Origin of the sequence: Arcobacter cryaerophilus gv. crypticus (assembly GCF_002993025.1) — a bacterium.
Classification (GTDB): Bacteria; Campylobacterota; Campylobacteria; order Campylobacterales; family Arcobacteraceae; genus Aliarcobacter; species Aliarcobacter cryaerophilus_B.
The window spans coordinates 339215-362199 of record NZ_NXGI01000002.1; the positions used below are offsets into that span (position 1 = coordinate 339215).

24 protein-coding genes are annotated in these 22985 nt (G+C 27.7%); 13 read left to right on the plus strand and 11 right to left on the minus strand.

Annotation, left to right across the window (positions count from 1 at the left end):
* Position 1: 1 nt before the first annotated feature.
* The 7 genes from ccoO to CJ670_RS02210 all read left to right on the plus strand — a co-directional run bounded on the left by ccoO (position 2) and on the right by CJ670_RS02210 (position 5665).
* Positions 2-667 (plus strand): cytochrome-c oxidase, cbb3-type subunit II, encoded by a 666-nt coding sequence (gene ccoO, locus CJ670_RS02180; RefSeq protein ID WP_105911073.1) that lies wholly within the window; start codon positions 2-4, stop codon positions 665-667.
* A gap of 9 nt (positions 668-676) precedes the next feature.
* Positions 677-901 carry a CcoQ/FixQ family Cbb3-type cytochrome c oxidase assembly chaperone gene (locus CJ670_RS02185; protein ID WP_105911072.1) on the plus strand — a complete coding sequence of 75 codons (225 nt, stop codon included), beginning with the start codon at positions 677-679 and terminating at the stop codon, positions 899-901.
* Between the two features lies 1 nt (position 902).
* A complete protein-coding gene (locus CJ670_RS02190) occupies positions 903-1796 on the plus strand; it encodes a c-type cytochrome (RefSeq protein ID WP_105911071.1) in 894 nt (297 codons plus the stop codon).
* The gene (locus tag CJ670_RS02195; protein WP_105911070.1) at positions 1796-2038 is read left to right on the plus strand and encodes a DUF4006 family protein; all 243 of its coding nucleotides are present in this window, start codon (positions 1796-1798) and stop codon (positions 2036-2038) included. Before CJ670_RS02190 ends, CJ670_RS02195 begins: the two co-directional genes overlap by 1 nt.
* Positions 2039-2141: 103 nt before the next feature.
* Positions 2142-2768 (plus strand): hypothetical protein, encoded by a 627-nt coding sequence (locus tag CJ670_RS02200; RefSeq protein ID WP_105911069.1) that lies wholly within the window; start codon positions 2142-2144, stop codon positions 2766-2768.
* 1 nt (position 2769) lies between these two features.
* A complete protein-coding gene (locus CJ670_RS02205; protein WP_105938693.1) occupies positions 2770-3330 on the plus strand; it encodes a hypothetical protein in 561 nt (186 codons plus the stop codon).
* Complete coding sequence (locus CJ670_RS02210; protein ID WP_105938694.1) at positions 3320-5665, plus strand: PD-(D/E)XK nuclease family protein; 2346 nt, start codon at positions 3320-3322, stop codon at positions 5663-5665. Before CJ670_RS02205 ends, CJ670_RS02210 begins: the two co-directional genes overlap by 11 nt.
* Before the next feature lie 36 nt (positions 5666-5701).
* On the opposite strand, the gene CJ670_RS02215 is transcribed toward CJ670_RS02210, so the two are convergent.
* The 8 genes from CJ670_RS02215 to CJ670_RS02250 form a co-directional block, all read right to left on the minus strand.
* Positions 5702-6244 (minus strand): hydrolase, encoded by a 543-nt coding sequence (locus CJ670_RS02215; RefSeq protein ID WP_105938695.1) that lies wholly within the window; start codon positions 6242-6244, stop codon positions 5702-5704.
* A 207-nt stretch (positions 6245-6451) separates the two neighbouring features.
* Complete coding sequence (hemC, locus tag CJ670_RS02220) at positions 6452-7390, minus strand: hydroxymethylbilane synthase (RefSeq protein ID WP_105938696.1); 939 nt, start codon at positions 7388-7390, stop codon at positions 6452-6454.
* A gap of 12 nt (positions 7391-7402) precedes the next feature.
* Positions 7403-8236, minus strand: coding sequence for a thioredoxin domain-containing protein (locus CJ670_RS02225; RefSeq protein WP_105911064.1), 834 nt, complete (start codon positions 8234-8236; stop codon positions 7403-7405).
* Between the two features lie 60 nt (positions 8237-8296).
* Positions 8297-9991, minus strand: a complete 1695-nt coding sequence (locus tag CJ670_RS02230) for a DNA polymerase III subunit gamma/tau (protein WP_105938697.1) — start codon at positions 9989-9991, stop codon at positions 8297-8299.
* Entirely contained in the window at positions 9988-10773 is a 786-nt protein-coding gene (gene murI / locus CJ670_RS02235; protein WP_105911062.1) for a glutamate racemase, read from the minus strand. The genes CJ670_RS02230 and murI overlap by 4 nt, the downstream gene beginning before the upstream one ends.
* 233 nt (positions 10774-11006) lie before the next feature.
* Positions 11007-12359: an NADP-specific glutamate dehydrogenase gene (gdhA, locus tag CJ670_RS02240; RefSeq protein ID WP_105911061.1), complete on the minus strand. Its 1353-nt coding sequence runs from the start codon at positions 12357-12359 to the stop codon at positions 11007-11009.
* A gap of 137 nt (positions 12360-12496) precedes the next feature.
* The gene (rho, locus tag CJ670_RS02245; RefSeq protein WP_105938698.1) at positions 12497-13819 is read right to left on the minus strand and encodes a transcription termination factor Rho; all 1323 of its coding nucleotides are present in this window, start codon (positions 13817-13819) and stop codon (positions 12497-12499) included.
* 162 nt (positions 13820-13981) lie between these two features.
* Positions 13982-14578: a peroxiredoxin gene (locus CJ670_RS02250; RefSeq protein WP_105911059.1), complete on the minus strand. Its 597-nt coding sequence runs from the start codon at positions 14576-14578 to the stop codon at positions 13982-13984.
* Between the two features lie 166 nt (positions 14579-14744).
* On the opposite strand from CJ670_RS02250, the gene CJ670_RS02255 reads away from it, so the two are divergent.
* From CJ670_RS02255 to CJ670_RS02280, 6 genes are all read left to right on the plus strand, one after another.
* Positions 14745-15017 (plus strand): DUF362 domain-containing protein, encoded by a 273-nt coding sequence (locus CJ670_RS02255; RefSeq protein ID WP_105911058.1) that lies wholly within the window; start codon positions 14745-14747, stop codon positions 15015-15017.
* Positions 15018-15091: 74 nt separating this feature from the next.
* Complete coding sequence (gene ndk / locus CJ670_RS02260; RefSeq protein ID WP_105911057.1) at positions 15092-15505, plus strand: nucleoside-diphosphate kinase; 414 nt, start codon at positions 15092-15094, stop codon at positions 15503-15505.
* Positions 15506-15510: 5 nt separating this feature from the next.
* Complete coding sequence (locus CJ670_RS02265) at positions 15511-15888, plus strand: hypothetical protein (RefSeq protein ID WP_105911056.1); 378 nt, start codon at positions 15511-15513, stop codon at positions 15886-15888.
* Positions 15889-15903: 15 nt separating this feature from the next.
* On the plus strand, positions 15904-16056 hold the full coding sequence (rpmF, locus tag CJ670_RS02270; RefSeq protein ID WP_105938699.1) for a 50S ribosomal protein L32: 153 nt from the start codon (positions 15904-15906) through the stop codon (positions 16054-16056).
* The gene (gene plsX, locus CJ670_RS02275) at positions 16056-17078 is read left to right on the plus strand and encodes a phosphate acyltransferase PlsX (RefSeq protein ID WP_105911054.1); all 1023 of its coding nucleotides are present in this window, start codon (positions 16056-16058) and stop codon (positions 17076-17078) included. The genes rpmF and plsX overlap by 1 nt, the downstream gene beginning before the upstream one ends.
* Positions 17079-17088: 10 nt before the next feature.
* Complete coding sequence (locus tag CJ670_RS02280) at positions 17089-18087, plus strand: beta-ketoacyl-ACP synthase III (protein ID WP_105911053.1); 999 nt, start codon at positions 17089-17091, stop codon at positions 18085-18087.
* Positions 18088-18103: 16 nt separating this feature from the next.
* Here the strand turns inward: CJ670_RS02280 and CJ670_RS02285 are convergent, their stop codons facing one another.
* From CJ670_RS02285 to CJ670_RS02295, 3 genes are read right to left on the minus strand one after another with little or no spacing between them, the layout of a single operon-like run.
* Positions 18104-18538, minus strand: a complete 435-nt coding sequence (locus CJ670_RS02285) for a hypothetical protein (protein WP_105911052.1) — start codon at positions 18536-18538, stop codon at positions 18104-18106.
* A gap of 11 nt (positions 18539-18549) precedes the next feature.
* Positions 18550-20574, minus strand: a complete 2025-nt coding sequence (locus CJ670_RS02290; protein ID WP_105938700.1) for a dynamin family protein — start codon at positions 20572-20574, stop codon at positions 18550-18552.
* On the minus strand, positions 20574-22916 hold the full coding sequence (locus CJ670_RS02295; RefSeq protein ID WP_105938701.1) for a dynamin family protein: 2343 nt from the start codon (positions 22914-22916) through the stop codon (positions 20574-20576). Before CJ670_RS02295 ends, CJ670_RS02290 begins: the two co-directional genes overlap by 1 nt.
* Between the last annotated feature and the right edge of the window lie 69 nt (positions 22917-22985).

Below are 22985 nucleotides of genomic sequence, written 5' to 3' on the forward strand. Positions count from 1 at the left end.
AATGTTTCATTGGTTAGAACAAAGACCGTTTTTCTTTGCGGTAATGGTATTTATATTTGTTGCATTTGCAGGTGTAATTGAAGCAATTCCAGACTTTGCAAAGCAAGCAAGACCAACAGTTGGCACAAAGCCATATTCAGTGTTGGAATTAACAGGAAGACATGTTTATATTAAAGATTCGTGTAATGCATGCCACTCTCAGTTGGTAAGACCATTTAAATCAGAAACTGATAGATATGGTATGTACTCTTTAAGTGGTGAATATGCTTATGATAGACCATTCTTATGGGGTTCAAAAAGAACTGGACCTGATTTAATGAGAGTTGGAAACTATAGAACTACAGATTGGCATGAAAACCATATGAGAGATCCAAAAGCAGTTGTTCCAGGTAGTATAATGCCTGCATATGAGCATCATTTTACTAATATTGCTGACATAGAGACTGCATATGCGGAAGCTTATACTGTAAAAACAGTATTTAACACTCCATATGATCAAGAAGGTATGCCAAAACTGGGAACTTGGGAAGAAGCAAAAGCTGCTGCTCTTTTAGAAGCACAAGCTATTGCTGCTGATATGAAAGATGAGAAAGTGAAACAAGCTGTTGCAAATGGTGAAGTTCCTGAAATTGTTGCATTAATTGCATATTTAAATTCTTTAAAATAGAGGTTCATTATGGATTATGAAACACTGATGACGGTTCAAGGTTATGCAAAATTCTTTTTGATATTAGTAGTATTTATACTATTTTATGCCTATGCTTTTTCCTTGTATAGAAGGCAAAAGAGAGGTGAAAGAGATTTTGAAAAGTATTCAAAGCTTGTACATGATGATTCGAGTGTTTCTGTTCCTCTTGAAGAAAGAGATATTAAAAAAGTTATAGGTAATAAGGAGAAATAAGATGAAATCTATGGTTATAGGTGGAATAATTCTTATCATCGCATTAATGGCAGGAACTTACTTTGTTGCAGGTGATGCTTTTATTAGTGATGATTATATCAATGCATTAACATTTTTAGGAGCAACTGCTATTCTTACAATTAGTACGTTTGTTGTTTTAAAATATATTAATCAGATGAAGAATGATACAGCAAGTGGTGAACTAGCTGATGAAAAATGGGATGGAATTGGTGAGTATAAAAACCCTGTTCCAACAGGTTGGGCTATAGCATATATTGGTGCAATTATTTGGATGTTTTGGTATTTCACAATTGGTTATCCAATTAATGGATTTTCTCAAATTGGTCAATGGAATGAAGAAACAAATGAATTTAATGCTAAATTTGAGCAAAAATGGACAAATCCAAATGAGCAAACTCTAAAAGCAATGGGACAATCTATATTTTTAGTACAATGTGCTCCTTGTCATGGAGTTGATGCAGAAGGAATTGCAGGAAAAGCTCAAGATTTAACAAAAAGAATGAGTAAAGAGCAAATTGAGTTTACAATCAGAAATGGTTCAAATTATTTAACTGAAGCATATCCAGGTGGAATGCCTCCAATGATGCTTAGCGAAGATGTTGATATTAAAGAAGTTTCTGCATATGTAGCAAACGGATTTAAAGGAGAACAACCAGTAGCTTATGCAACTTGTGCAGCTTGTCATGGTGATAATGGAGAGGGAATGCCAATGGTAGGTCCAAATATTAAATCTTATGATGATTCTATTGTAACAGCTGTTTTAAAACAAGGTAAAAAAGGTCTTTTAGGTCATATGCCAAGCTTTAACGAAAGATTAAATGAGACTCAAGAAAAAGCTTTAGCTTCATATATTAGAAGTTTAGGAGATAAGTAATGGCAAATAATACACAAATGAATGAAAATGAAAGAGGAATTTTTAAATTACACGGTATAACAGGAATGTTAATAGCTGTTGTTTTACTTTTAACAATTCTTGCAGTATTAGTTTTTAATGGTGTTTTAGTTCAGCAAAGAGAAGCTTCTAATGCCTATCAAATTAATCAAGACTTAAATGCTTTAAAAGCAAATAGTCCTGATAACCACAAACATTACCAATTAATTGGTAATGGTAAATAAGGAGTGAAGTATGGACAGATTAATTACTATTTTGCTTTTGGTTTCGGCTCTTATGACGATTTATTATGCATTTTTTGACCAAGCAAAAGTATTTGTTGGTTAAATGAGAAATTTTAATTCTTTAAAAGTAGGGGTGATTTTTTCACTTCTACTTTTTTTATATACAAATGGTTTTGCACAAAATTTTATATTAAAAGATGATTTAATAGATATAAGAGCAAAAAATAAGATTGTTGAAATTGGTAGTGAAGTTAAAACAAAAACAGGTGTAAATATTTATGTTTATGCAACTTCTAGTTTCAATTTAGATAAAAGTATAACTACAAAAGATAAAATAGATTATATAAAAAATTATGAATTAGATATTTTAAAAAATCTTGAAACCCCTTACGTGATAATAACAATTTCACTTGAAGATACTCATGTGAATCTATACTACAGTGACAGTTTAGAAAAAATAATAGATAAAAATGAAATCCTTGATGATTATGTCGTGCCTTTACTGGCATCAAAAGATAAAAATACAGTTGCTTCAAAAGTAAGTGCCTCTGTTTTAAATGGATATGCAGGAATAGCTGATAAATTAGCAGATTCAAAAAATATTGAGCTTGAGAGCAATATTGGGAATCAAGGAAGAGTCGCTAGTACAATCTGGAGAGTATTTATATATTTTGTATTGATTTCAGCACTTTTAGCATATATCTATTCAGTTCTACGAAAGAGAAAATAGTATGAAAAAAAGAAATTATTGGCCACTATATTTTATAGCAATTTTTGTTTTTACTGTTTATATGATTATTTGGACAATATATAAAGCAATGCAAGCCCCTGTTGTAGAAGATAGAAGTTTTATGCAAAAATACCAATATGTAGATGAAAATTATAACTCTATAATGACATCAAATATAAATTTTTTAGAAAAATATAGTTTAGAATTAGATTTAAATGGAAATATTTTTCCACTTACAACAGAAGATATAAAATATGGTCAAAGAGTTATTGAAAAATATTCAAAACATAAAAATGTTTTAAAAGTTGGAGAAAATAGCTTAAAAATTTTAGTTTTAAATAAAATAACAAAAGAGATAGTTCCTTTAAATATTGATTTACTTATTACGAAAACTATGTCAGATGATAGTAATGTAAATCTAAAAGATGAAAACTTTACAAAAGATAAAAATATTTATACTACAAATTTTAATCTAAGTGAAGAGACAAATTGGATTATAACAGGAAGTTTTAAAGTAGAAGATGAGACAGGATTTATCTTTATAAAAACAAATGCTAAGTAAAAAAAAACTTATTATTTTTCCTACGCAAAGGGCAATTAGAAACTATTTAGAGACAAAAAAGTCTCTAAATACTCTTTTGCCAACTTGCCTTACAATTGATGATTTTTTAAAAAAATCTATATACTTTGAAAATAAAATATATTGTGATGAAGAGCAAAGAATACTTCTTTTAAGTGAAGCTATAAAAGATATTGATATTAAAAAACTAGGAATTAGTTCTAGTTTTACAAAATTTTTAACTCAAAGCGAATATATATATAGATTTTTTTTAGAAATATCAAGTGAAGGTATTGATATAAATGATATTAAAACAAAAGATACTTACGAGTTTTATAGTGAGCATTTAGCAATATTAGGTGAAGTTTTAAAAAATTATAAAGAACTTTTAGATAAAAATTTGTTTGTTGATAGATTAAATTTAAAAGATAATTATAGGATAAATCTTTATTATTTAGAACTTTTTGAAGATATTACAATATATTTTGAAGGATATTTTACTAAACAAGAGTTTGAAATTATTCTAGAAATATCTCAAGTTAAAGATTTAAAGATAAACTTCTCTTCAAATATTTATAATCAAAAGTCTCTTCAAGTATTTAAAAATATAGATTTTGAACTAAAAATAGATCATATTTATACAATTAATCTTTCAAAAAAAGAGATAATAAACGAAATATTATCAAAAGAAGTTAGTAGAAATATCGAAATCAAAGGTTTTTCTTCAAGATTGAATCAAATTTCATATATAAAATCATCAATAGTTAATTGTGTTAATTTTGGTATAAATCCAAATAAAATTGCAGTAATATTGCCTGATGAGAGTTTTGCTACAGCTTTAGAGCTTTTTGACAAAGAAAATTATTTTAACTTTGCTATGGGAAAGAGTATTGTAAATAAAAATATATATCAAAAAGCAAATGGAATATATAATTTTATATTAGAAAATGAGATAAAAAATATAGAAAATCTAAAGTTTTTGGATTTGGATTTTGAATTTATAGAAAAAGAGATTAAACATTTTTGGAATAAACTTTGTAAAAAGGAGAAATTTATACAAATAACAGATTTTTTGAAAAATAATGAGCAAAATATTGAACTGTTGGAAAAATATGATGAGATGATATATAAGTTGAATTTTGTACTTTTTTCACAAAATTTTGATTTGAGACTAAAAGATATTTATAAAATTTTTCTTCAAAAATTATCAAAAATATCTTTAGATGATGCACATTCTGGAAAAATAACAGTTATGGGACTTCTTGAAACACGGCTTATAGATTTTGATGCTATTATTATTTGTGATTTTAATAATTCATTTATTCCAAAAATTTCATTAAAAGATAAATTTCTATCTACAAAAGTCAAATATTTAGCAAATTTACCAACAAAAATCGATAGAGAGAATCTTCAAAAATACTATTATAAAAGATTGATTGATTCTTCAAAGAATATATTTATCTCTTATGTTGAATCAAAAGAAGATGATATTTCAAAGTTTGCTTATGAGTTATTTCCTGATATAAAAATTTCAGCAAATGATGAAGAATATAAAGGTATTTTATATAATAACAGAAAGCTTGAATACAAAGATGAAGAGATTTTGTTAAATATTGATTTGGAAAAACAATCTTGGTCAGCAAGTGGATTAAAAATGTTTTTAGAGTGTAAAAGAAAGTGGTATTTAAATTATATTTTAAAACTAAAAGAGCATACACTTTCAAAGCTTCCAAAGAGTTTTGAGCTAGGTAATATAGTACATAGTATTCTCGAAGAGTATTATAAAAATGAAAATTCAAATATAGATGAGATTTTTTTAAAATACAAAAGTGATAACCCTTTTTTAATTCTTGATTTAGAGGTTTTTAAACATAATATTAAAAAGCTTTTAGATGATGACAAAATAAGATTGGAAACTAGGCAAATAGTTGAGATTGAAAAGAAATTCTCTATAAATTTTAATGGATTTGAATTAATTGGAGTTATAGATAGAGTAGATAAGTTTGAAGATGGTTTTGAATTAATAGATTATAAAACTTCAAGAAGTTTAAAAATTGATACAATTAATACCTATAATAAATCATGTGATTTTCAACTAGAGTTTTATTTTTTGGCAATAAAAAATTTGTATGAATCTGCAAATATAAAAGCTTTTTATTATGATATTTTTGAAAACTCTTTGAAGCAAGAAGTTGTTTTAAATGAAAAACTAGAACTTTTACAAACAATTTTTGATGATTTAAAAATACAAAGTAAAGATAAGATTAATTTTTGCAAAACTGAAGATAAAGCTATTTGTAGCTATTGTTCCTATAAAATAATTTGTAATAGAGACTAGAATTTTTAAAAAAGGGTTTTTCAACCCAATTTTAAACTATTTTATAAGTGAAGATATTGCTTTAAAGTTTGGATTTTTTGCATCTAAAGTTAGTTCAAATAAAATTGATTCATAAGTTGTAGGAACAGCACCTGCTTGAATTAATCTTTTAATTGCCATTTTATGATCAAGTTTGCTTCTACTTCCACAACAGTTTGTTACTAAAATAACATTAAAACCATTTTCAAGTAAATCAATACAAGTTTGAAGAACACAAACATGAGTCTCTATTCCAGCAACAACTATATTTTTTTTGCCACTTTGTTTAAAAGCATTTAAAATATCGCTATTTTGACAAGCTGAAAACGTAGTTTTTTCATAGGCTTCATATTCACTTATAAGCTCTTTTAAAGGCTCTATAGTTTCACCTATTCCTTTTTTATACTGTTCATTTACAATAATAGGAACATCTAAAGTTTTCATACCTTTTACAAGTATTGGAAGAGTTCTTAAAAGCTCATCTTTATTTCCAATATGTGGAAAAAGTCTCTCTTGAACATCAACTAAACAAAAAAGTGTATCTTCTAGTTTTATTCTCATATTTTATCCTTTTAAATGGTTCCCATTTTAAAGGAACCGTTCATTTAATAACTACTTTTTAACAGAACTTATAAAAAGTTCCTAAAAGTAGCTTGTTCTTTAGAACTCTCTTTGAGAAAACTCTAAAGGGCTTTAAGAATAAAGCCTTGAAAAAGAAATATATCAAAACAGTGTAGCTAGAAACTAGCTTTTAAATCATAGAAATTGTTATTTAAATGCCATAGCTTCAGCTCTTTTTAGAAGCTCAACTGCACCTTTTTTTATAAACTCATTTGCAAAATCTCTTCCAGCACTCTCAAAAGAGTTTATATCTATGATTTTTTCATCTTTTATATATTCAGTTCCATCAGGAAGTCCAACTATTGCAGATATTTTTACACTTTTGTCATCTTGAATTGTTGCTTTTACACCAATTGGAACTTGACAACCACCTTGAAGTGCATCTACAAATCCTCTTTCAATTGTTGACTCAATTTGCGCATTTTTATCATTTAAAACTTTTACAATTTCAATAATTTTTGGGTCATTTGTTGTCTCAATTCCCAAAGTCGCTTGTCCCATAGATGGAATCATAACATCTGTTGAAATAGGAGTGAAATATGTAACCTCATTTTGCAAATTTAACTTCTCAATTCCAGTTGCTGCAAGTATTATTGCATCATACTCACCAGCATTTAGTTTTGCTATTCTTGTATTGATATTTCCTCTTAAATCTTTAAGTTCAATATCAGGTCTTAACATCTTTATAGCCATTCTTCTTCTTAAACTTGTAGTTCCAACAACAGCACCTTTTGGTAAATCTTCAATTGTTTTGTATTTGTTACTTAAAAGTGCATCTTGAGGATTAAATCTTTTTGAAACAGCAGCAAGAACTAAACCATCTTCAAACTGTGTTGGAACATCTTTTAGTGAGTGAACAGCCAAATGTGCAGTTCCTTCAAGCATTGCAACTTCAAGCTCTTTTGTAAAAAGACCTTTTCCACCAATTTTTGCCAAAGGAACATCTAAAATCTTGTCACCTTTTGTAGTAAACTCTTGAAGTTCGACTTCCATATTTGGGTAGTGTTTTAAAAGCTCTGCTTTTATATACTCACTTTGCCAAAGTGCTAGCTGGCTTCTTCTAGTTGCAATTACAAGTTTATCCATCATTTCCTCTTTCTATTTTTTTATTAAAGATTTATATAATTCTTTAGTTGGGTCAATCTCACCATTAATATATATAGTAGGAGTTCCAGAAACTAAAAGATCATCACCAGATGCTATCTCTTTTTCAAGATTACTAACTATCTCTTTTTTATTTAAATCTTGAATTTTAATATTTGTTTGTAACTCTTTATTGAATGCTTCTAAAATAGTTTTTTCATCTGTTGTTGATGGTGCAAAATGTTTTGTCCAGTCAATTTTATATGCTTTTAAAACTACTTCTTGTCCTAATTTTGTTTTTGCTATGTCAATCAATTTAGATAAAGTTGTAGATGCTGGGTGTATATGAGTTAGTGGAAAAGCGTAGTAATAAAGTGCAATATTATCGCTATTTTTATTTACAAATTCAATAACTTCTGGAACATATTGTGCACAAAATGGGCAAAGAGGATCTGAAAAAATAACAATTTTATCTTTTGCTTTTTCACTTCCAGCTATTAGTTTTGATTTTTGATAGTATTTATCTGTTATATTTGGAGCGATAGTAGATTTAAGTGATTTTGATGTTTTTATATCGAATAAATCTGTTGCTACAACTTTTCCATCACTAAATAAAGTATCTTTAACTTTCATGTTTTTATCTTGAATTACTGCATCAAAATCCAAAATGTAGCCATACCAACCTTTTACTTCAAGCTCTTTTTTATAAAAAATTTTTATATTATTTGCTTTAACATTTGGATTTTGTGATAATCTCTTTTTCTCAAAATCAATCACTAGGTTATCATTTGCAAATAGAGTTGCACTTGCTATTGAGCTTAAAACTAATAGTTTTGTAAATTTATTCATATTCTTTCCTTTTAAATAATTTTATAGTCTATCTTTTTTTGATTAATTGAAAGTTAATTTTCAACTTCTCGATTTTACTGTAATTTTTTTAATATCAAATAACTCTTTTGCTTTATTTAGCATTTTTGAATTTAAAATATCATCAATTTGTAACTCTTTAGAATATATTGCTTCATTATGACTTTTTGTTATATCTGCAACACATCCACTTCCTAACTCTATGTCTTCAATCATTGAACCAGTTTCATTTAAAAAACTATCATTTTCTTTTGTAGGCTCATTTAATAAGGTGGCCTCCTCCTTTTTAAAATTTAACTCAATATTTGAGCCAAAAATATCTTGAGCAAATGTTTTTATAAGCCCAAAATATTTAAAAAGTAACTGCCTGTCTTCATCTTTTGCATAAGAGATAATATTTAAAATATTGTTTGAAAATCCATCAAAAATAAAATTCTTTTCAAAACATTCTCCTAAAATAGGGTCTCTGTCATAAACTTTTTCTATTAATATTTGATATTTATCACTATCTTTATTTGTCTCTTCTTCAAAAGGTACATAAGATATATCTTCAAAATTACTTTTTTCTATAATATTATCTTCTATAATAGTCTCTTTATTTTTTGATTCTTCCTTGATTTGAGGTTTTGGTTCTATATTAATCTCATTTTTAGTTTCAGGTTTTGTAGGAGTTTTTTCTATTTGTTCTATAATATCATCTATACTTTTTAGATTTGTTGCCTCAATTAGTTTAAGTAAAGTTAAAATTAATACAAATCCATCGTCACTATTTAAAACTAAAAGATATTTAGCTTCACTTAAAATTCTAAAAAATCTATCAAATAAAGTAATATCAAATCTAACATCTTTTGAAATCATTTTGTCTTTTAAAAAAATAGTAATTTCATCACAAATTTGACCAACTTCATATTCTTGAAGTTCTGGAAGTAAAGGATTTATATCTTCTTTATTTAATATAACTTTAAATATTTTTTCCATTAAAGCTGGATTTATTAATCCTAGCATATCAACAACACTAGAAGTGGTAACTCTTCCTTTTGAGAAAATAATAGCTTGGTCAAGTAAAGTCAAAGTATCTCTTAAGCTTCCTTGTCCACTTCTTGCAAGTATTTCCAAGGCATCTTTTTCGAACTCAATATTTTCTATATTTAAAATATGAGAAAGATGATGAACAACATCATTTTGTGATATTTTATTAAATCTAAAGTGTTGAGTTCTACTAAGAATTGTTGCTGGAAGTTTTAAAGCATCAGTTGTGGCAAGTATAAATTTTACAAAAGCTGGAGGCTCTTCTAAAGTTTTAAGCAGAGCATTAAAAGCTTGAGTTGTAAGCATATGAACTTCATCAATTATGAAAACTTTATATCTTGCTATATTTGGTTTGTATTTTGTATGTTCTATTAGTTCTTTTATATCGTCAATTCCACGGTTACTTGCAGCATCCATTTCAATAATATCGAGATGTTTTCCACTTTTTGCACTAAGGCAATTTTCACAAACTTCACAGGGTTTTGAAGATGGTCCATTTTCGCATAAAAGTGCTTTTGCCATAATTCTAGCAGTTGAAGTTTTTCCACTTCCTCTAAGTCCAGAAAATAAATAAGCATGAGATAATCTTTTGCTATCAAGGGCAAGACTTAGAGTTTGAGAAATAGTATTTTGCCCTATTAAGTCTTCGAATCTTTCAGGTCTGTATTTAAGAGCTAAAACCCTATCATCTTTTATATTTGCACTCATAGTTCGCATTTCCTCATTTCAAATTTATTTTTTCCTAAAATTATTTTTACCATATCAGAATTTATCTTTCCAGTGTATAAAATATCTATATTTAGCTCATCTTTATTATTGTTTTGTAAATCTTGACTTAGAGCTACAACTCTTTTTGCAATTGCATCACCTGTATCAATTAAAAGTACATTTTCTCCAACAATATCAAGAATTGTTCTTTTTACCAAAGGATAATGAGTGCAACCTAAAACTATTGTATCAACTTTGTTGTGAAGCATTGGTTTTAGCCAATTTTCAAGCATAGTATAAGTTTTTAAACTATTTATCTCGCCATTTTCAATTTGTTCAACCAAACCAATACATGCTTGTTCATATAATTTTACTTCACTTTTAGTTGTTAATTCATTTGCTAAAAGTTGATATTTTTCACCTTTGAGAGTTGAAGCTGTTGCTAAAATACCAATATTTCGTGTTTTTGTATTGTTTATTGCTGGTTTTATGCCAGGTTCTGTACCTATTATTATTAAAGATGGGAAAACTTCTCTTAAATGCTTTATTGCAACTGATGTAGCAGTATTACAAGCAATTACAAGTGCATCTATTTCATGATTTTTTAATAAATAATTTGCAATTTTTTCAGATCTTGAAAATATCTCATCTTTATTTTTATCACCATAAGGTGCATATAAAGTATCAGCTATATAAAATATATCTGCACCTTTTAGATTTTTGACAATTGCATTTAGTACAGTTAATCCACCAAGACCTGAATCAAAAACTCCTACTTTCAACTTTTTCCTTACTGAAAATTTGCGAAATTATAACTAAAAACATATAACTAAAATGTTAAGCAAGATCTATTTAAAATCTTTTTTATTTATAAAGCGAAAACTTAAAATTTTAATTGAATAAAAGGAAAATAAATTTTAAGTTTTCTAAATGATTATTGTGTATTTTGTGAGTGGTTATATATAAAATTAAGTTTTTGTAAACCTAAGGAAAAATCCTTAAGTTTTATTTTTTATCAAACAATTCCTTGTTCAATCATAGCATCAGCTACTCTTCTAAATCCAGCAATATTTGCTCCTAATACAAGGTTTGTTGGTTCTCCAAACTCTTTTGCAGTTGCACTTGCTGTATCAAAAATATGTTTCATAATTTTTTCTAGTTTTGCATCAACTTCTTCAAAAGTCCAAGAAACCATAGAAGCATTTTGAGCCATCTCTAATTGACTTGTAGCAACTCCGCCTGCATTTGCTGCTTTTCCTGGTCCATATGCGATTTTTTCTGCAACAAAGAAATCAACAGCCTCATTTGTTGAAGGCATATTTGCACCTTCACTTACACAAACACAACCATTTTTAATTAATTCTTTTGCATCTTCTATGTTTAGCTCATTTTGTGTTGCACTTGGGAATGCAGCAAAACATGGAACTGACCAAACTGCATTTCTTCCTTTAGGATAAGAATCTACAGGAATATATTTTGCATTTTTTCTATATTTTACATACTCTGTAAGTCTTGCTCTTTGATTCTCTTTTAAATCTTTTAAAAGTTCTAAGTCAATACCTTCTTCATCTAAAATCATTCCAGAAGAATCACTACAAGTAATTGGTAATGCACCTAAGTGATATAGTTTTTCAATAGTATAAATAGATACATTTCCAGAACCAGAAACTGTACATCTTTTACCTTTTAAACTTTCTCCTCTAGCTTCAAGCATATTTTTTGCAAAATATACACAACCATAACCAGTTGCTTCAGTACGTGCAAGTGATCCACCCCATTTTAGAGATTTTCCTGTTAAAGTTCCATCATAAGTGTTTGCAAGTTTTTTATACATACCAAACATATATCCGATTTCTCTTCCTCCAACACCAATATCTCCAGCTGGAACATCTGTAGTTGCTCCAATGTGTCTATATAATTCAGTCATAAAAGCTTGACAAAATGCCATTATTTCATTATTTGATTTACCTTTTGGGTCAAAGTCACTTCCACCTTTTCCACCACCAATTTGAAGCCCTGTTAAAGCATTTTTGAATATTTGTTCAAACCCTAAGAATTTAATAATTCCAGTGTTTACACTTGGGTGAAATCTTAATCCACCTTTGTATGGCCCTAAAGTCGAACTAAACTGTATTCTATAACCTTTGTTGATTTGGATTTCTCCCTTATCATCAACCCAAGTAACCCTAAACATAATCTGTCTTTCAGGTTCAACTAATCTTTCTAAAACTTTATTCTCTTTATATTTTGGATATTTTTCGAATAGTGGTTCTAGTGAGTGTAAAACCTCTTCAGCAGCTTGATGAAACTCATCTTGTCCAGGACTTGTTCTTTTTAGATATTCTAAAAGTTCGTTTATATTTGCCATTTTCCTTCCTTTTATTCAAATTTCGGGAAAGGAGTTTACCAGAAGAATTATTTGATTTTGTTTAAATTTAGGTAAAATCTTTACAAATTTATAAAAATATTACCTTTTTTCTCATTTTTAAGTAGGTTTTAAGTATTTTATTCGTTCATTGAAGCAAAAAAATCATCATTGTTTTTTGTTTTTTGCATTTTTGGATATAAGAATTTTAAAACATCAACTTCATCCATTTCACTCATAGCATTTCTTAAAATCCAAGTTTTTTGTAAAATATCAGGTGTTAAAAGAAGTTCTTCTTTTCGTGTACCTGATTTTACAATATCAATAGCTGGATAAACTCTTTTATTAGCTGCATTTCTACTTAATACAACCTCAGAATTTCCTGTTCCTTTGAACTCCTCAAAAATAACTTCATCCATTTTTGAACCAGTATCAATAAGTGCTGTTGAAATAATTGTTAAACTTCCACCCTCTTCAATATTTCTAGCAGCTCCAAAAAATCTCTTTGGTTTATGTAGAGCATTTGCATCAACTCCACCTGAAAGAACTTTACCACTACTTGGTGTAACTGTATTGTAAGCTCTTGCTAATCTTGTAATAGAATCAAGTAAAATTACAACATCTTTTTTCATCTCTACAAGCCTTTTAGCTTTTTCAATAACAATCTCTGCAACTCTAACATGATTGTGTGCTGGTAAGTCAAATGTTGAACTATATACTTCACCTTTTACACTTCTTTGCATATCAGTAACCTCTTCAGGTCTTTCATCAATTAATAGAACCATTAAAGTAACTTCTGGATGATTTTTTGATATTGCGTGTGCTAACTCTTTTAGAAGTTCTGTTTTACCAGTTTTTGGAGGTGCCACTATTAAACTTCTTTGTCCTTTACCCATTGGAGCAAAAAGATCTAAAACTCTTCCTGTTAATTTTTGTGAATCAAATTCAAACTTAAATTTTGATGTGGAATAAAGAGGAGTTAAATTATCAAATAAAGGTCTATTTTTAGAATCTTTTACTGGTAGATAATTTATAGCTTCAATCTTAAGTAGTGCGTTATATTTTTCACTATCTTTATTTGGTGGTCGAACCTGTCCAGTAACAATATCACCTGTTCTTAGTGCAAATTTTCTAATTTGTGTGGCACTTACGTATGAGTCATTTGAAGTATCAGAAAAGTTTCCATCAATTGCTCTTAAAAAACCAAATCCACCATCTTTTATTTCTAAAATACCAGTAAAAAGTATAAAACCACCTGCATCTATTTGAGAAGCAAGTATCATAAACATTAAATCTTGTCTTTTTAATTCTTGTGGGTTTTCAACATCTAAATCATTTGCTATATCGATTAGAGTTTCAATTGGAAGTTCTCTTAGTTGCTCTATTTTATATCCATCTACTGGTATATGAGTTCTTGTTTTTTTACTATTTTTTGGTTTTAAATCTTCTTTTGACTCTTCCATGAGTTTTTTACCTTTGAATTTACATATATTATGTATTTTTTGTAGTTTTTGTAGCTTTTAAAAAAAGTGAAATGTGATTTTAGTTAATATTTATAAATTTGTCAAGAAAAGTAAAAAAGAGAGTAAAAAATTTACTCTCTTTTAATTTGATATTTATATTAATTATAAATCAGAAGAGTGTTTTGCTAAATAATCAGCAACACCAGCTTTATCAGCTTTCATTCCTTCGTCACCTTTTGACCAACCAGCTGGACAAACTTCACCATGCTCATTTGTAAATAACATAGTATCAACCATTCTAATCATCTCATCGATGTTTCTTCCTAGTGGTAAATCATTGATAACTGAATGTCTTACTGTTCCATCTTTATCAATTAAGAAAGAACCTCTTAATGCAACTGAATCACCAAATAAAACATCAAAATCTTTTGAAATTTGTTTTGTAATATCTGCAACTAAAGGAAATTTAACTCTTCCAATTCCACCATTTTCAACTGGAGTTTCTCTCCATGCAAAGTGTGAAAATTGAGAATCAACTGAACAACCTATTACTTGAATTCCTCTATCTTCAAAATCTTTGATTCTGTTTGAAAATGCAATAATTTCTGATGGACAAACAAAAGTAAAATCTAATGGGTAGAAAAATAGTACTGCACCATTTTTCCCGATATTTTTATATAAGTTAAAATCTTCTGAAATTTGACCATCTGCTAATACAGCTGTTGCTGTAAAATCTGGAGCTTTTTTTGTTACTAACATATTTAATCCTTTTTATTTTTTTAAAATTTAATCGTGAAATTATATCACTTTTATTTTAGAGAAAGCTTAAAAAGAAAAATATTTTTTAAAAGATAATATTTATCTTTAATAATATATTTATTTTTACTTTGATACAGTTTTACAAAATTTTTTATGGAGAATAAATATGGCAGTAAAAATTACTGATATTTGTATTAGCTGTGATGCATGTTTAGATGAGTGTCCAGTTGGAGCAATAGTAGATAATGATGATAACCCAACAGGCGAAGATGTATATTTTGTATATAAAGACAAATGTGTTGAGTGTGTTGGACATAACGATGCACCAGCTTGTGCAGATGCATGCCCTACTGAGGGTTGTATAGTTTGGGATGAAGTTGGTTCTAGTAAGATAGAAAAAGATGATAGAGGAGAGGTTGGAGAAGCTGTTGTAGAATAATAAAGTTCGAAAACTTGCTTTTTTATCTTTTTTTAGATAAAATCCGCGACTAAAAAAACAAAGAGGATTAGATTATGGAAAGAACATTATCAATAATAAAACCAGATGCAGTTGCAAAAAATGTAGTTGGTAAAATTTTAGATAGATTTGAAAGTGCTGGATTAAGAATTGCAGCTACAAAAAAACTACAATTAAGTAAAGCAGATGCTGAAGCTTTTTATGCAGTTCATGCTGCTAGACCTTTCTTCAAAGATTTAGTTGAATTTATGATTAGTGGACCTGTTGTGGTTTCTGTTTTAGAAGGAACAAATGCAATGGCAAAAAATAGAGATTTAATGGGTGCAACAAATCCTAAAGAGGCTGCAGCTGGAACAATTAGAGCTGATTTTGCAGATTCAATTGATGCAAATGCAGTACATGGAAGTGATTCTTTAGAAAATGCGGCTATTGAAATTGATTTCTTTTTTGCACAAAGAGAAATTTGTTAATCTAAATGAAAATAGAGTTTAAAAAAATACCTCAAGAAAAAAAAGAGTTTAATACTTATTTAAATTCAGTTAAAATTGAAGGTACTTTTTGTAGAATTTCGTCATCGTTAGTAAAAATTGAAGCAAAGTTGATGGGTAATATTGAAATAGATTGCTCAAGATGTGCAGCTTTAGATACTTTGAGTATAAATGAAGATTTAAAACTTCTTTTAAGTGATGGAGTATTTAAAGGAAACGAAGATGAATTTTTAGTAATAGAGATTGAAAATAGTTTGATCGACTTTGATGAAATAATTCAAAGTGAAGTAAACAGTATAAAAAGTGACTACTTACTTTGCAAAGTTTGTGATGAAAATAGTAGTATATTTGAACAAGAATTTTAAAATAGGAGAATAATTATGGCAGTACCAAAAAGAAGAGTATCTCATTCAAGATCAGCAATGAGAAGAACTCATTATAAGATTGTATTAAAAAGACCAGTAAAAGATAGTGATGGTTCTTGGAAAATGCCTCATATGGTTAACCCAAACACTGGTGAATACAAAAACTAATGATAAGAATAGCAATAGATGCAATGGGAGGGGACTTTGGTCCCGAACCAATAATAGAAGGGCTTATTCTAGCCATTAGAAACAATAACAATTTTACAGCAATAGCTGTAGGAGATAAAGAACAACTTTCAAAACTTATACCACCTACTTTTAATGACAGAATAGAGATTTTGGATACAAAAGATGTTATTAGTATGCATGATAGTGCAACTGATGCTTTAAAAAGAAAAGAATCTACTATTTATAAAGCAATAGAACTTGTGAAAGATGGTAAGGCAGATGCCGTTGTGTCAGCTGGTCACTCTGGAGCTTCTATGTCTTTGGCTACACTAAGAATCGGAAGATTAAAAGGTGTTTCTAGACCTGCTATTGCAACACTTATGCCTACAAGTGAAAATCAGAATACTTTAGTATTAGATGTTGGAGCAAATGTAGATAGTGATGCAAAGAACTTATTTCAATTTGCAATTATGGGTCAAGCTTATGCACAAGTTGTATTAAGATTGGATGAACCAATAATTGGGCTATTAAGTAATGGAGAAGAAGAAAGTAAGGGCAATGAAGTAACTAAAGAGGCTTATAAGTTAATTTCAAAAATTCCAAACTTTGCTGGAAATGTTGAAGGAAATGATATCTTTAAGGGAACAGTAGATGTTGTTGTTTGTGATGGTTTTGTAGGAAATATCCTACTAAAAACAGCCGAAGGCGTTGCTGATACTATTAGTAAAATTATGAAAAAAGATTTAAAAAGATCTCTTATTTCAATAACTGGTGCAGTTTTAATGAGAAAAGTTTTTAAAAATCTAAAATTAAAAGTTGATTATGCTGAATATGGTGGGGCTCCACTTTTGGGAGTAAAGGCACCTGTAATAATATCTCATGGAAAATCAAATCCTAAAGCTATAAAAAATGCAATTTTTCAAGCAATTAATGGTGCTAGCTCAAATTTAGATTCTGTAATTGAGCAAAGATTAGAGAAATATTTAATAAATGAAAGTAGTAGCAAAGAGCCTACTCTTTAAGGAAAATGATATGAAATATGCCGCTTTTAGGTCAATTGGTGCTTATATTCCACCAAAAATAATGACAAATGCAGATTTTGAAAAATTAATTGATACAAATGATGAGTGGATTACAAAAAGAACAGGTATAAAAGAGAGAAGATTAGCCGAAGATAATGAAGCTTCTTCTGATTTAGGTGCAAAAGCTGCAGAAGTTGCAATAAAAAGAGCAAATATTTCTAAAGATGAGATAGATTTAATAATTTGTGCAACAGTAACTCCTGATTTTTTATGCATGCCTTCAACTGCTTGTTTAATTGCTTCAAAATTAGATATAAAAGATGTTATGGCTTTTGATGTAAGTGCTGCATGTACAGGTTTTGTGTATATTTTAAATATTGCAAAAGCTTTTATTGAGTCTGGTTTAAAGAAAAATGTTTTAATAATTGGAGCTGAAAAATATAGTTCTATTTTGAATTATGAAGATAGAACAACTTGTTTTATCTTTGGAGATGGAGCAGGAGCTGCAATAATTAGTGCAACAGATGATAAAAATGAAGCAATAATTGATATTAGTTGTTCTAGTGATGGAACTTATGAAGATTTAATAAAAACTACTGGTGGTGGAAGTAAGCATCCATGTAGCCAAGAAGTTGTAGATGCAAAAATGGCTTGTATTTCTATGAAAGGAAATGAGACTTTTAAGCTTGCTGTTAAAACATTGACTTCTGATGTTGTAAAAATATTAGAAAAGCATAATCTTACAAATAAAGATATTACTCATTTTATTCCTCATCAAGCAAATTATAGAATCATAAAAGCTGTTGGCGAAGCATTGAATATAAGTGATGAACAAACTGTTGTAACAGTTGATAAGTATGGAAATACATCAGCTGCATCAATTCCAATGGCTATGAATTATGCTTTTGAGCAAGGTAAAATTAAAGCTGGTGATACTATACTTTTTGATGCATTTGGCGGTGGATTAACTTGGGGTTGTGCATTATTTAAATTTGCACCTAAAAAATAGTTAGTTAAACTATTTTTTAGTTAAATTTACTATTTTTTGGATTATTTTTAAAAGCATTCATCGATTTGTTTTTCGGATTTTTATTACTATTTTCCAAAGTTGCACTTATATTTATAAAAACAATATTATCATTTTTAATAATTTGAAAAATAGAATTAAATGGTATTTCAACTAAACTTCCAAAGTTATCTTTTCCAAATCCAGCTTCAAAATATAAGCTTTCATCTTTTATGTGTGCCGATTGAAATGTATAACCAGCTAAAGTAAATAGTGAAAATTTACTCAAATTATCTTTTAAGTCATTTGGTAAATCTGGATTAAAAGTTATATTTGAAATATTTGCAATAACACTAAAATCAATACCTTTTGATATGAAAAAATCAATTTGTTCTTTACAATGATTTTGTATCAATTCTTGAAATTCTATATTTTCTGTAATATTTTGTGTCAAACTATATCCTTTTATATCTCATTTTTTATTTTTTCAAGCTCTTCTATTTTTGTTATAAATTGCTCTTTTTTATCTTTTACAAAAAGTATTCTATCTTTATTTATCTCTAAATATTGCTCTTTTGAGTATTTTATAATCTTAAAAAGGTAGTTTCTTTTTGAAGTTAAGAAGTCTTCTATTTTTTCAAAACCAAAATTTGCTTTTAGTTTTGCAACTATTTCATCTTCTCTTGGACAATTTATAGAAAATCTACTTGGTTCTTTTTTGTATAACTCTTCGCTTTCTACTATTTGTTGTTCAAAATGAGCAATAGTTGCTTGTGTAATTTGAATATATGAATAAGATAGTGCACCATTAAAATATCCAAATTTCTTTCTTAAAGCTGAAATATTTTCTAAAATTGCTTTATAGAAAACTCTTATAACATTTTCATAAACTTTTGCAGCAAAGTGTCTTGTATTTGAAAACTCAATATCTGAGGCTATTTCTCTATTTTTTCTTATAAGTTCATAGTTTTCTTGCCATTTTACAATATCATTTTTTACTATTCTAAAAACTTCTCTAAAAGATTCATCAGTATCTAACTCAACATTTTTAAGAAGTTTCATTGATCTTTTAAACATTTTATCAATAGTTTGGTCATCGTAAAATAAAGCTTTGTAAATAGCATCACTATCTACCCAGAATGTTTCAAAATCAAATTTTTCTATTTTTTCACCAAATAGTGATTTTGAAATTTCAAATCTTGTAGATTTTTTTCTTTTTATATTTTTAAATGTCTCATGTGCAATTTTATCCATGATACTTTCTAGAGAATTGTATATAGTAAATAGTTCATTTGAATATTGTTTATAAATATTATCAAAAGCTTCAAGAACTCTAGGTTCACAAGACTCTAAAATCTCAACTAAAGCATCATAAACTTTTATTATTGTTTCATACTCTTTTACTAAAATATCACAAAAACTTCTTAAATCTTTTTTTATAGCAAACTCTTTTGCTTCAGCAGCTTGCGGTCTAATAGTAGTTTCAATGAAATCTAAAACTTCTTGAATATTTGAGTCTTCTAAAAGTTTTGTATTATGTGTTGTATCAGCTAATTTTATAGACTTTATTCTATTTTTATGTTCAGATAAAAGTTTTTCAATGATATTGTTATTTTCAATTTCACTTGTTAAAAGCTCTTTTTTTAATTCAGATAATAGATTTATATTTTCATCTTCTATTAAAATATCTTTCTCTTTAGCTCTTCCTTCTAGTGCTTTTATTGCTGAAATTGGTACAACTTTTGCAAAATATTTACCAAATTTATCTTTTACATAATTCGTAGTTGTATCTACTTGTTCAGTAGTTAATTTATCTTTTTGATTTAATACGCACAAAGATTTATTTTTGAAATGTTGCATATACTCTTCTAAAACTTGTGCTTCAGATAGTTTCCCAGCATTATCAATAAGTGTTAACCAAATAATTCCACCAACATCTTTTAAAACTCTTTTTGTAACATCTGTATCACTTTGTGACTGAGAGTTAAGCCCTGGAGTATCAACAAAAGATATATCTTTTAAAATAGGCATTGGAGCATAAAGAGTAAGATATTTTATATTTTGCATCTCATCTTGTCTTTGGTCTGTAAAATCAGCAATGCTTTCTATTGGTGCAAATTCTGTTGCTCCTGAATAGTATGTAATTTTAAGTTTAAAATCTTCACCATAATTTATAAAATTTACTTTAGAAGTAACAGGTGTAATTCCAGTTGGTAAAATATTTCTTGAGAGTAGGGCATTTAAAAATGTAGATTTTCCAGCACTAAATTGTCCAGTAATTGCAACTTCCATAGGATATCTAGCTCTTTTTAATTGTTTATTTAAAATTGTATGAAACTGAATTGATGGATGGAATTTTTCATCTAGAAGTTTATCTACTGTTTTTTGAATTTCACCAACTAATCCATCTTCATAAATTATCTCTTTTATTGAGTTGTTTTCATGATATTCATTAGCGAAGCTTTTTAGGATAGAATAATTTGCGCTCATTAGTTTAATCCTTTTATATTTAACATAATACTTTCAAGTTTTTTGATATTTTTGTGTAAATTTATAGACAATTCAGCTTTATTTTTTTCATTATCTTCAAATGTTGAGATTTTCTCCTGAAGAGTTTCCTCTTCTTTTAGTAGTCTTTGTTCAAACTCTTTTATTGGAGCATTTAGTGTGGCAAAAAAGTTTTCAATTAAAAGTGAACTAACTTTTTTTGCTTTTATTTTAATATCTTCTTCGATAGCTTTGAATTGATTTTTAACTATATCTTCAATATTTCTATCAAGTTCATTTAGCTTTGTCTCTTTTGCATTTGTTACAGCTACAATTATTTGATTAACCATAATCTCATTGTTTGAAGTTAAAAATCCACTTTTAAAATCTTCTTGAAAAAATCCTCTAGCATCAAAATTCTCATTTTTGTGTCCAATTAAAAAACCTAAATCATGATATTTTTGTTCGCACTGTTCGCCTATTGTTTGCGATTTTTTGATAAATCTATATCTATAATCTCTTATAACATCAATAATTCCATCTTTAATTGCAGTTTCAACAATAACTTTTACTCTTGCATTTTCAGGTCGTTTTTTTGTTTTTTCCAAAGAGTATCTAGTATCATTTACAACTCTTTGTTTTATTATAGTTTGAAGTTCAAATAGCTCACTTTGCAAAAATGTTTCTAAAGAGTCAATATATGATTTAGCATCATTTTTATAGTAATTTATATCTTCATTCATAGAAGAAAGAACTTTTTTATTCGTATCTTTTTTCTTATTAAATTCTATTAATTCTAGTTCAAGCTCATCTTTTGATTTATTTAATAAAGTTAGTTCATAGTGATTAAATCCTATTTGTTTCTCTAAAACTCTATTTATTTGAGTTTTTGCTGATTGAATTACTAAATCTCCTTTCGCAGAAGAAGTCCCAAATAAACTCTCCATTAAATAATTTTCTATCTCTAAAATTCCTGTATCTTCCAAAGTAAATCCAGCTTCTAGTGCTTCTTTTTCTCTTCCTGTTCTATGTAAAAGTGCCATATACCCTGATATTGGAATAAACTTTATAGTTTTTAAAATATGATCTAGCTGTGAGTCTTTATTTTGAGCTTTTAGTTGTCTTTGTATTGAAGTTTTAGTATATTGTATAACTTCATCTAGATTTTTTTTAGTTACAGTATCAGCTCTTGTAATTACAACCAAAAGTTTTGATATATTTTGATATAAAACAGCATCAATTATAAACTCAACATCTTTTAAAGTTGCACTTTGAGATACATTCATAAGATGTATCATCATATCACACTTGCTAATATACTCTTTAGTAATCTCTTCTCTTTGAATAACAGGGTCATCAAGACCTGGAGTATCAACTATTTCTATTCCATCACTTAAAAATTTAAGATTGCTTCCAAGTTCAACATATTTTACAAGGTTACATTTTTTTGCACTATGTTCTGCCGAAGTATAAGATTTTAAATCATTTATATCAACTTCATCAAATCTTGAAGTTTCTCGTACATAATTTTTTAGATTTTCACCAAAAACTCTATTTGTTTCATCTACAAAATCTCGCATACTTTCTAAACTATTTGCACTATCTTTTATCTTTTGCCACTCTTTTTTGTTCCAGTAAAAAACTTTTGCATTATCAGTTGGATTATGTTTTACAATTGTTAAATTTGCAGTTTCAGGAACAACAGCACTTCCTAGAATCTCTCTTCCCATTAAAGCATTTAACATTGTAGATTTACCAGCATTCATAACACCTGTTATTCCAATAGAGAACTTTTGATTGTTCATATAAGAGTTTATATCTTCAAGTTCTAGTAAAATTTCTTTACTTTTTAGCTCTTTTTTTAGTTCATTTAAAGTATTTTCAATAATAATTTTTAACTCTTTAAATGATGTTTTACTATCATTATCAATCTTTTTTATATGTTCTAAATCACTATCTTCTATATTTTTATTTTCAAATAATGAAATTAGTTTTTTAAAACCTTCTGTATTTAAAATATTTTGATTATTTAAATACTCAAATGATTCAATTAAAGTTGTTATTAAATCTTTAGAACTTTTTTCATAAATCAATTCGATAATATTGTTTTGAATATGATGAAACTCATTTATATTTGATGGAGTTTTAATATTTATTTGTTGACAAAGTGTTTTAAAGGAGTTTAAATTTAAGTATTTATCGTAGTTTTTTCTATTTGCACTAATAATTAATGCAAATATTGTAAAAGAGTTATCATTTAAAATTACATCAAGAGGCTCAAGCTCTAAATTTTTCTGAAAACTAATACCATGGTACAACAAAAAATAGTCATTTGATAAACTCATCCATTCTCTCCTAAATAAAAAAAGTTAAATATCTCTAATGATATTTAACTTTTTCTATTATTTACATTT

Coding starts and splice junctions, on each gene's coding strand:
- CJ670_RS02265 (WP_105911056.1), top strand. CDS start 15,511: ATGAAAATAGAGTTTAAAAAAATACCTCAAGAAAAAAAAGAGTTTAAT.
- CJ670_RS02290 (WP_105938700.1), bottom strand. CDS start 20,574: ATGAGCGCAAATTATTCTATCCTAAAAAGCTTCGCTAATGAATATCAT.
- rpmF (WP_105938699.1), top strand. CDS start 15,904: ATGGCAGTACCAAAAAGAAGAGTATCTCATTCAAGATCAGCAATGAGA.
- CJ670_RS02250 (WP_105911059.1), bottom strand. CDS start 14,578: ATGTTAGTAACAAAAAAAGCTCCAGATTTTACAGCAACAGCTGTATTA.
- CJ670_RS02255 (WP_105911058.1), top strand. CDS start 14,745: ATGGCAGTAAAAATTACTGATATTTGTATTAGCTGTGATGCATGTTTA.
- CJ670_RS02200 (WP_105911069.1), top strand. CDS start 2,142: ATGAGAAATTTTAATTCTTTAAAAGTAGGGGTGATTTTTTCACTTCTA.
- CJ670_RS02280 (WP_105911053.1), top strand. CDS start 17,089: ATGAAATATGCCGCTTTTAGGTCAATTGGTGCTTATATTCCACCAAAA.
- CJ670_RS02185 (WP_105911072.1), top strand. CDS start 677: ATGGATTATGAAACACTGATGACGGTTCAAGGTTATGCAAAATTCTTT.
- hemC (WP_105938696.1), bottom strand. CDS start 7,390: ATGGATAAACTTGTAATTGCAACTAGAAGAAGCCAGCTAGCACTTTGG.
- CJ670_RS02225 (WP_105911064.1), bottom strand. CDS start 8,236: ATGAATAAATTTACAAAACTATTAGTTTTAAGCTCAATAGCAAGTGCA.
- CJ670_RS02190 (WP_105911071.1), top strand. CDS start 903: ATGAAATCTATGGTTATAGGTGGAATAATTCTTATCATCGCATTAATG.
- plsX (WP_105911054.1), top strand. CDS start 16,056: ATGATAAGAATAGCAATAGATGCAATGGGAGGGGACTTTGGTCCCGAA.
- CJ670_RS02210 (WP_105938694.1), top strand. CDS start 3,320: ATGCTAAGTAAAAAAAAACTTATTATTTTTCCTACGCAAAGGGCAATT.
- CJ670_RS02215 (WP_105938695.1), bottom strand. CDS start 6,244: ATGAGAATAAAACTAGAAGATACACTTTTTTGTTTAGTTGATGTTCAA.
- CJ670_RS02230 (WP_105938697.1), bottom strand. CDS start 9,991: ATGAGTGCAAATATAAAAGATGATAGGGTTTTAGCTCTTAAATACAGA.
- gdhA (WP_105911061.1), bottom strand. CDS start 12,359: ATGGCAAATATAAACGAACTTTTAGAATATCTAAAAAGAACAAGTCCT.
- CJ670_RS02195 (WP_105911070.1), top strand. CDS start 1,796: ATGGCAAATAATACACAAATGAATGAAAATGAAAGAGGAATTTTTAAA.
- rho (WP_105938698.1), bottom strand. CDS start 13,819: ATGGAAGAGTCAAAAGAAGATTTAAAACCAAAAAATAGTAAAAAAACA.
- ccoO (WP_105911073.1), top strand. CDS start 2: ATGTTTCATTGGTTAGAACAAAGACCGTTTTTCTTTGCGGTAATGGTA.
- ndk (WP_105911057.1), top strand. CDS start 15,092: ATGGAAAGAACATTATCAATAATAAAACCAGATGCAGTTGCAAAAAAT.
- CJ670_RS02205 (WP_105938693.1), top strand. CDS start 2,770: ATGAAAAAAAGAAATTATTGGCCACTATATTTTATAGCAATTTTTGTT.
- CJ670_RS02295 (WP_105938701.1), bottom strand. CDS start 22,916: ATGAGTTTATCAAATGACTATTTTTTGTTGTACCATGGTATTAGTTTT.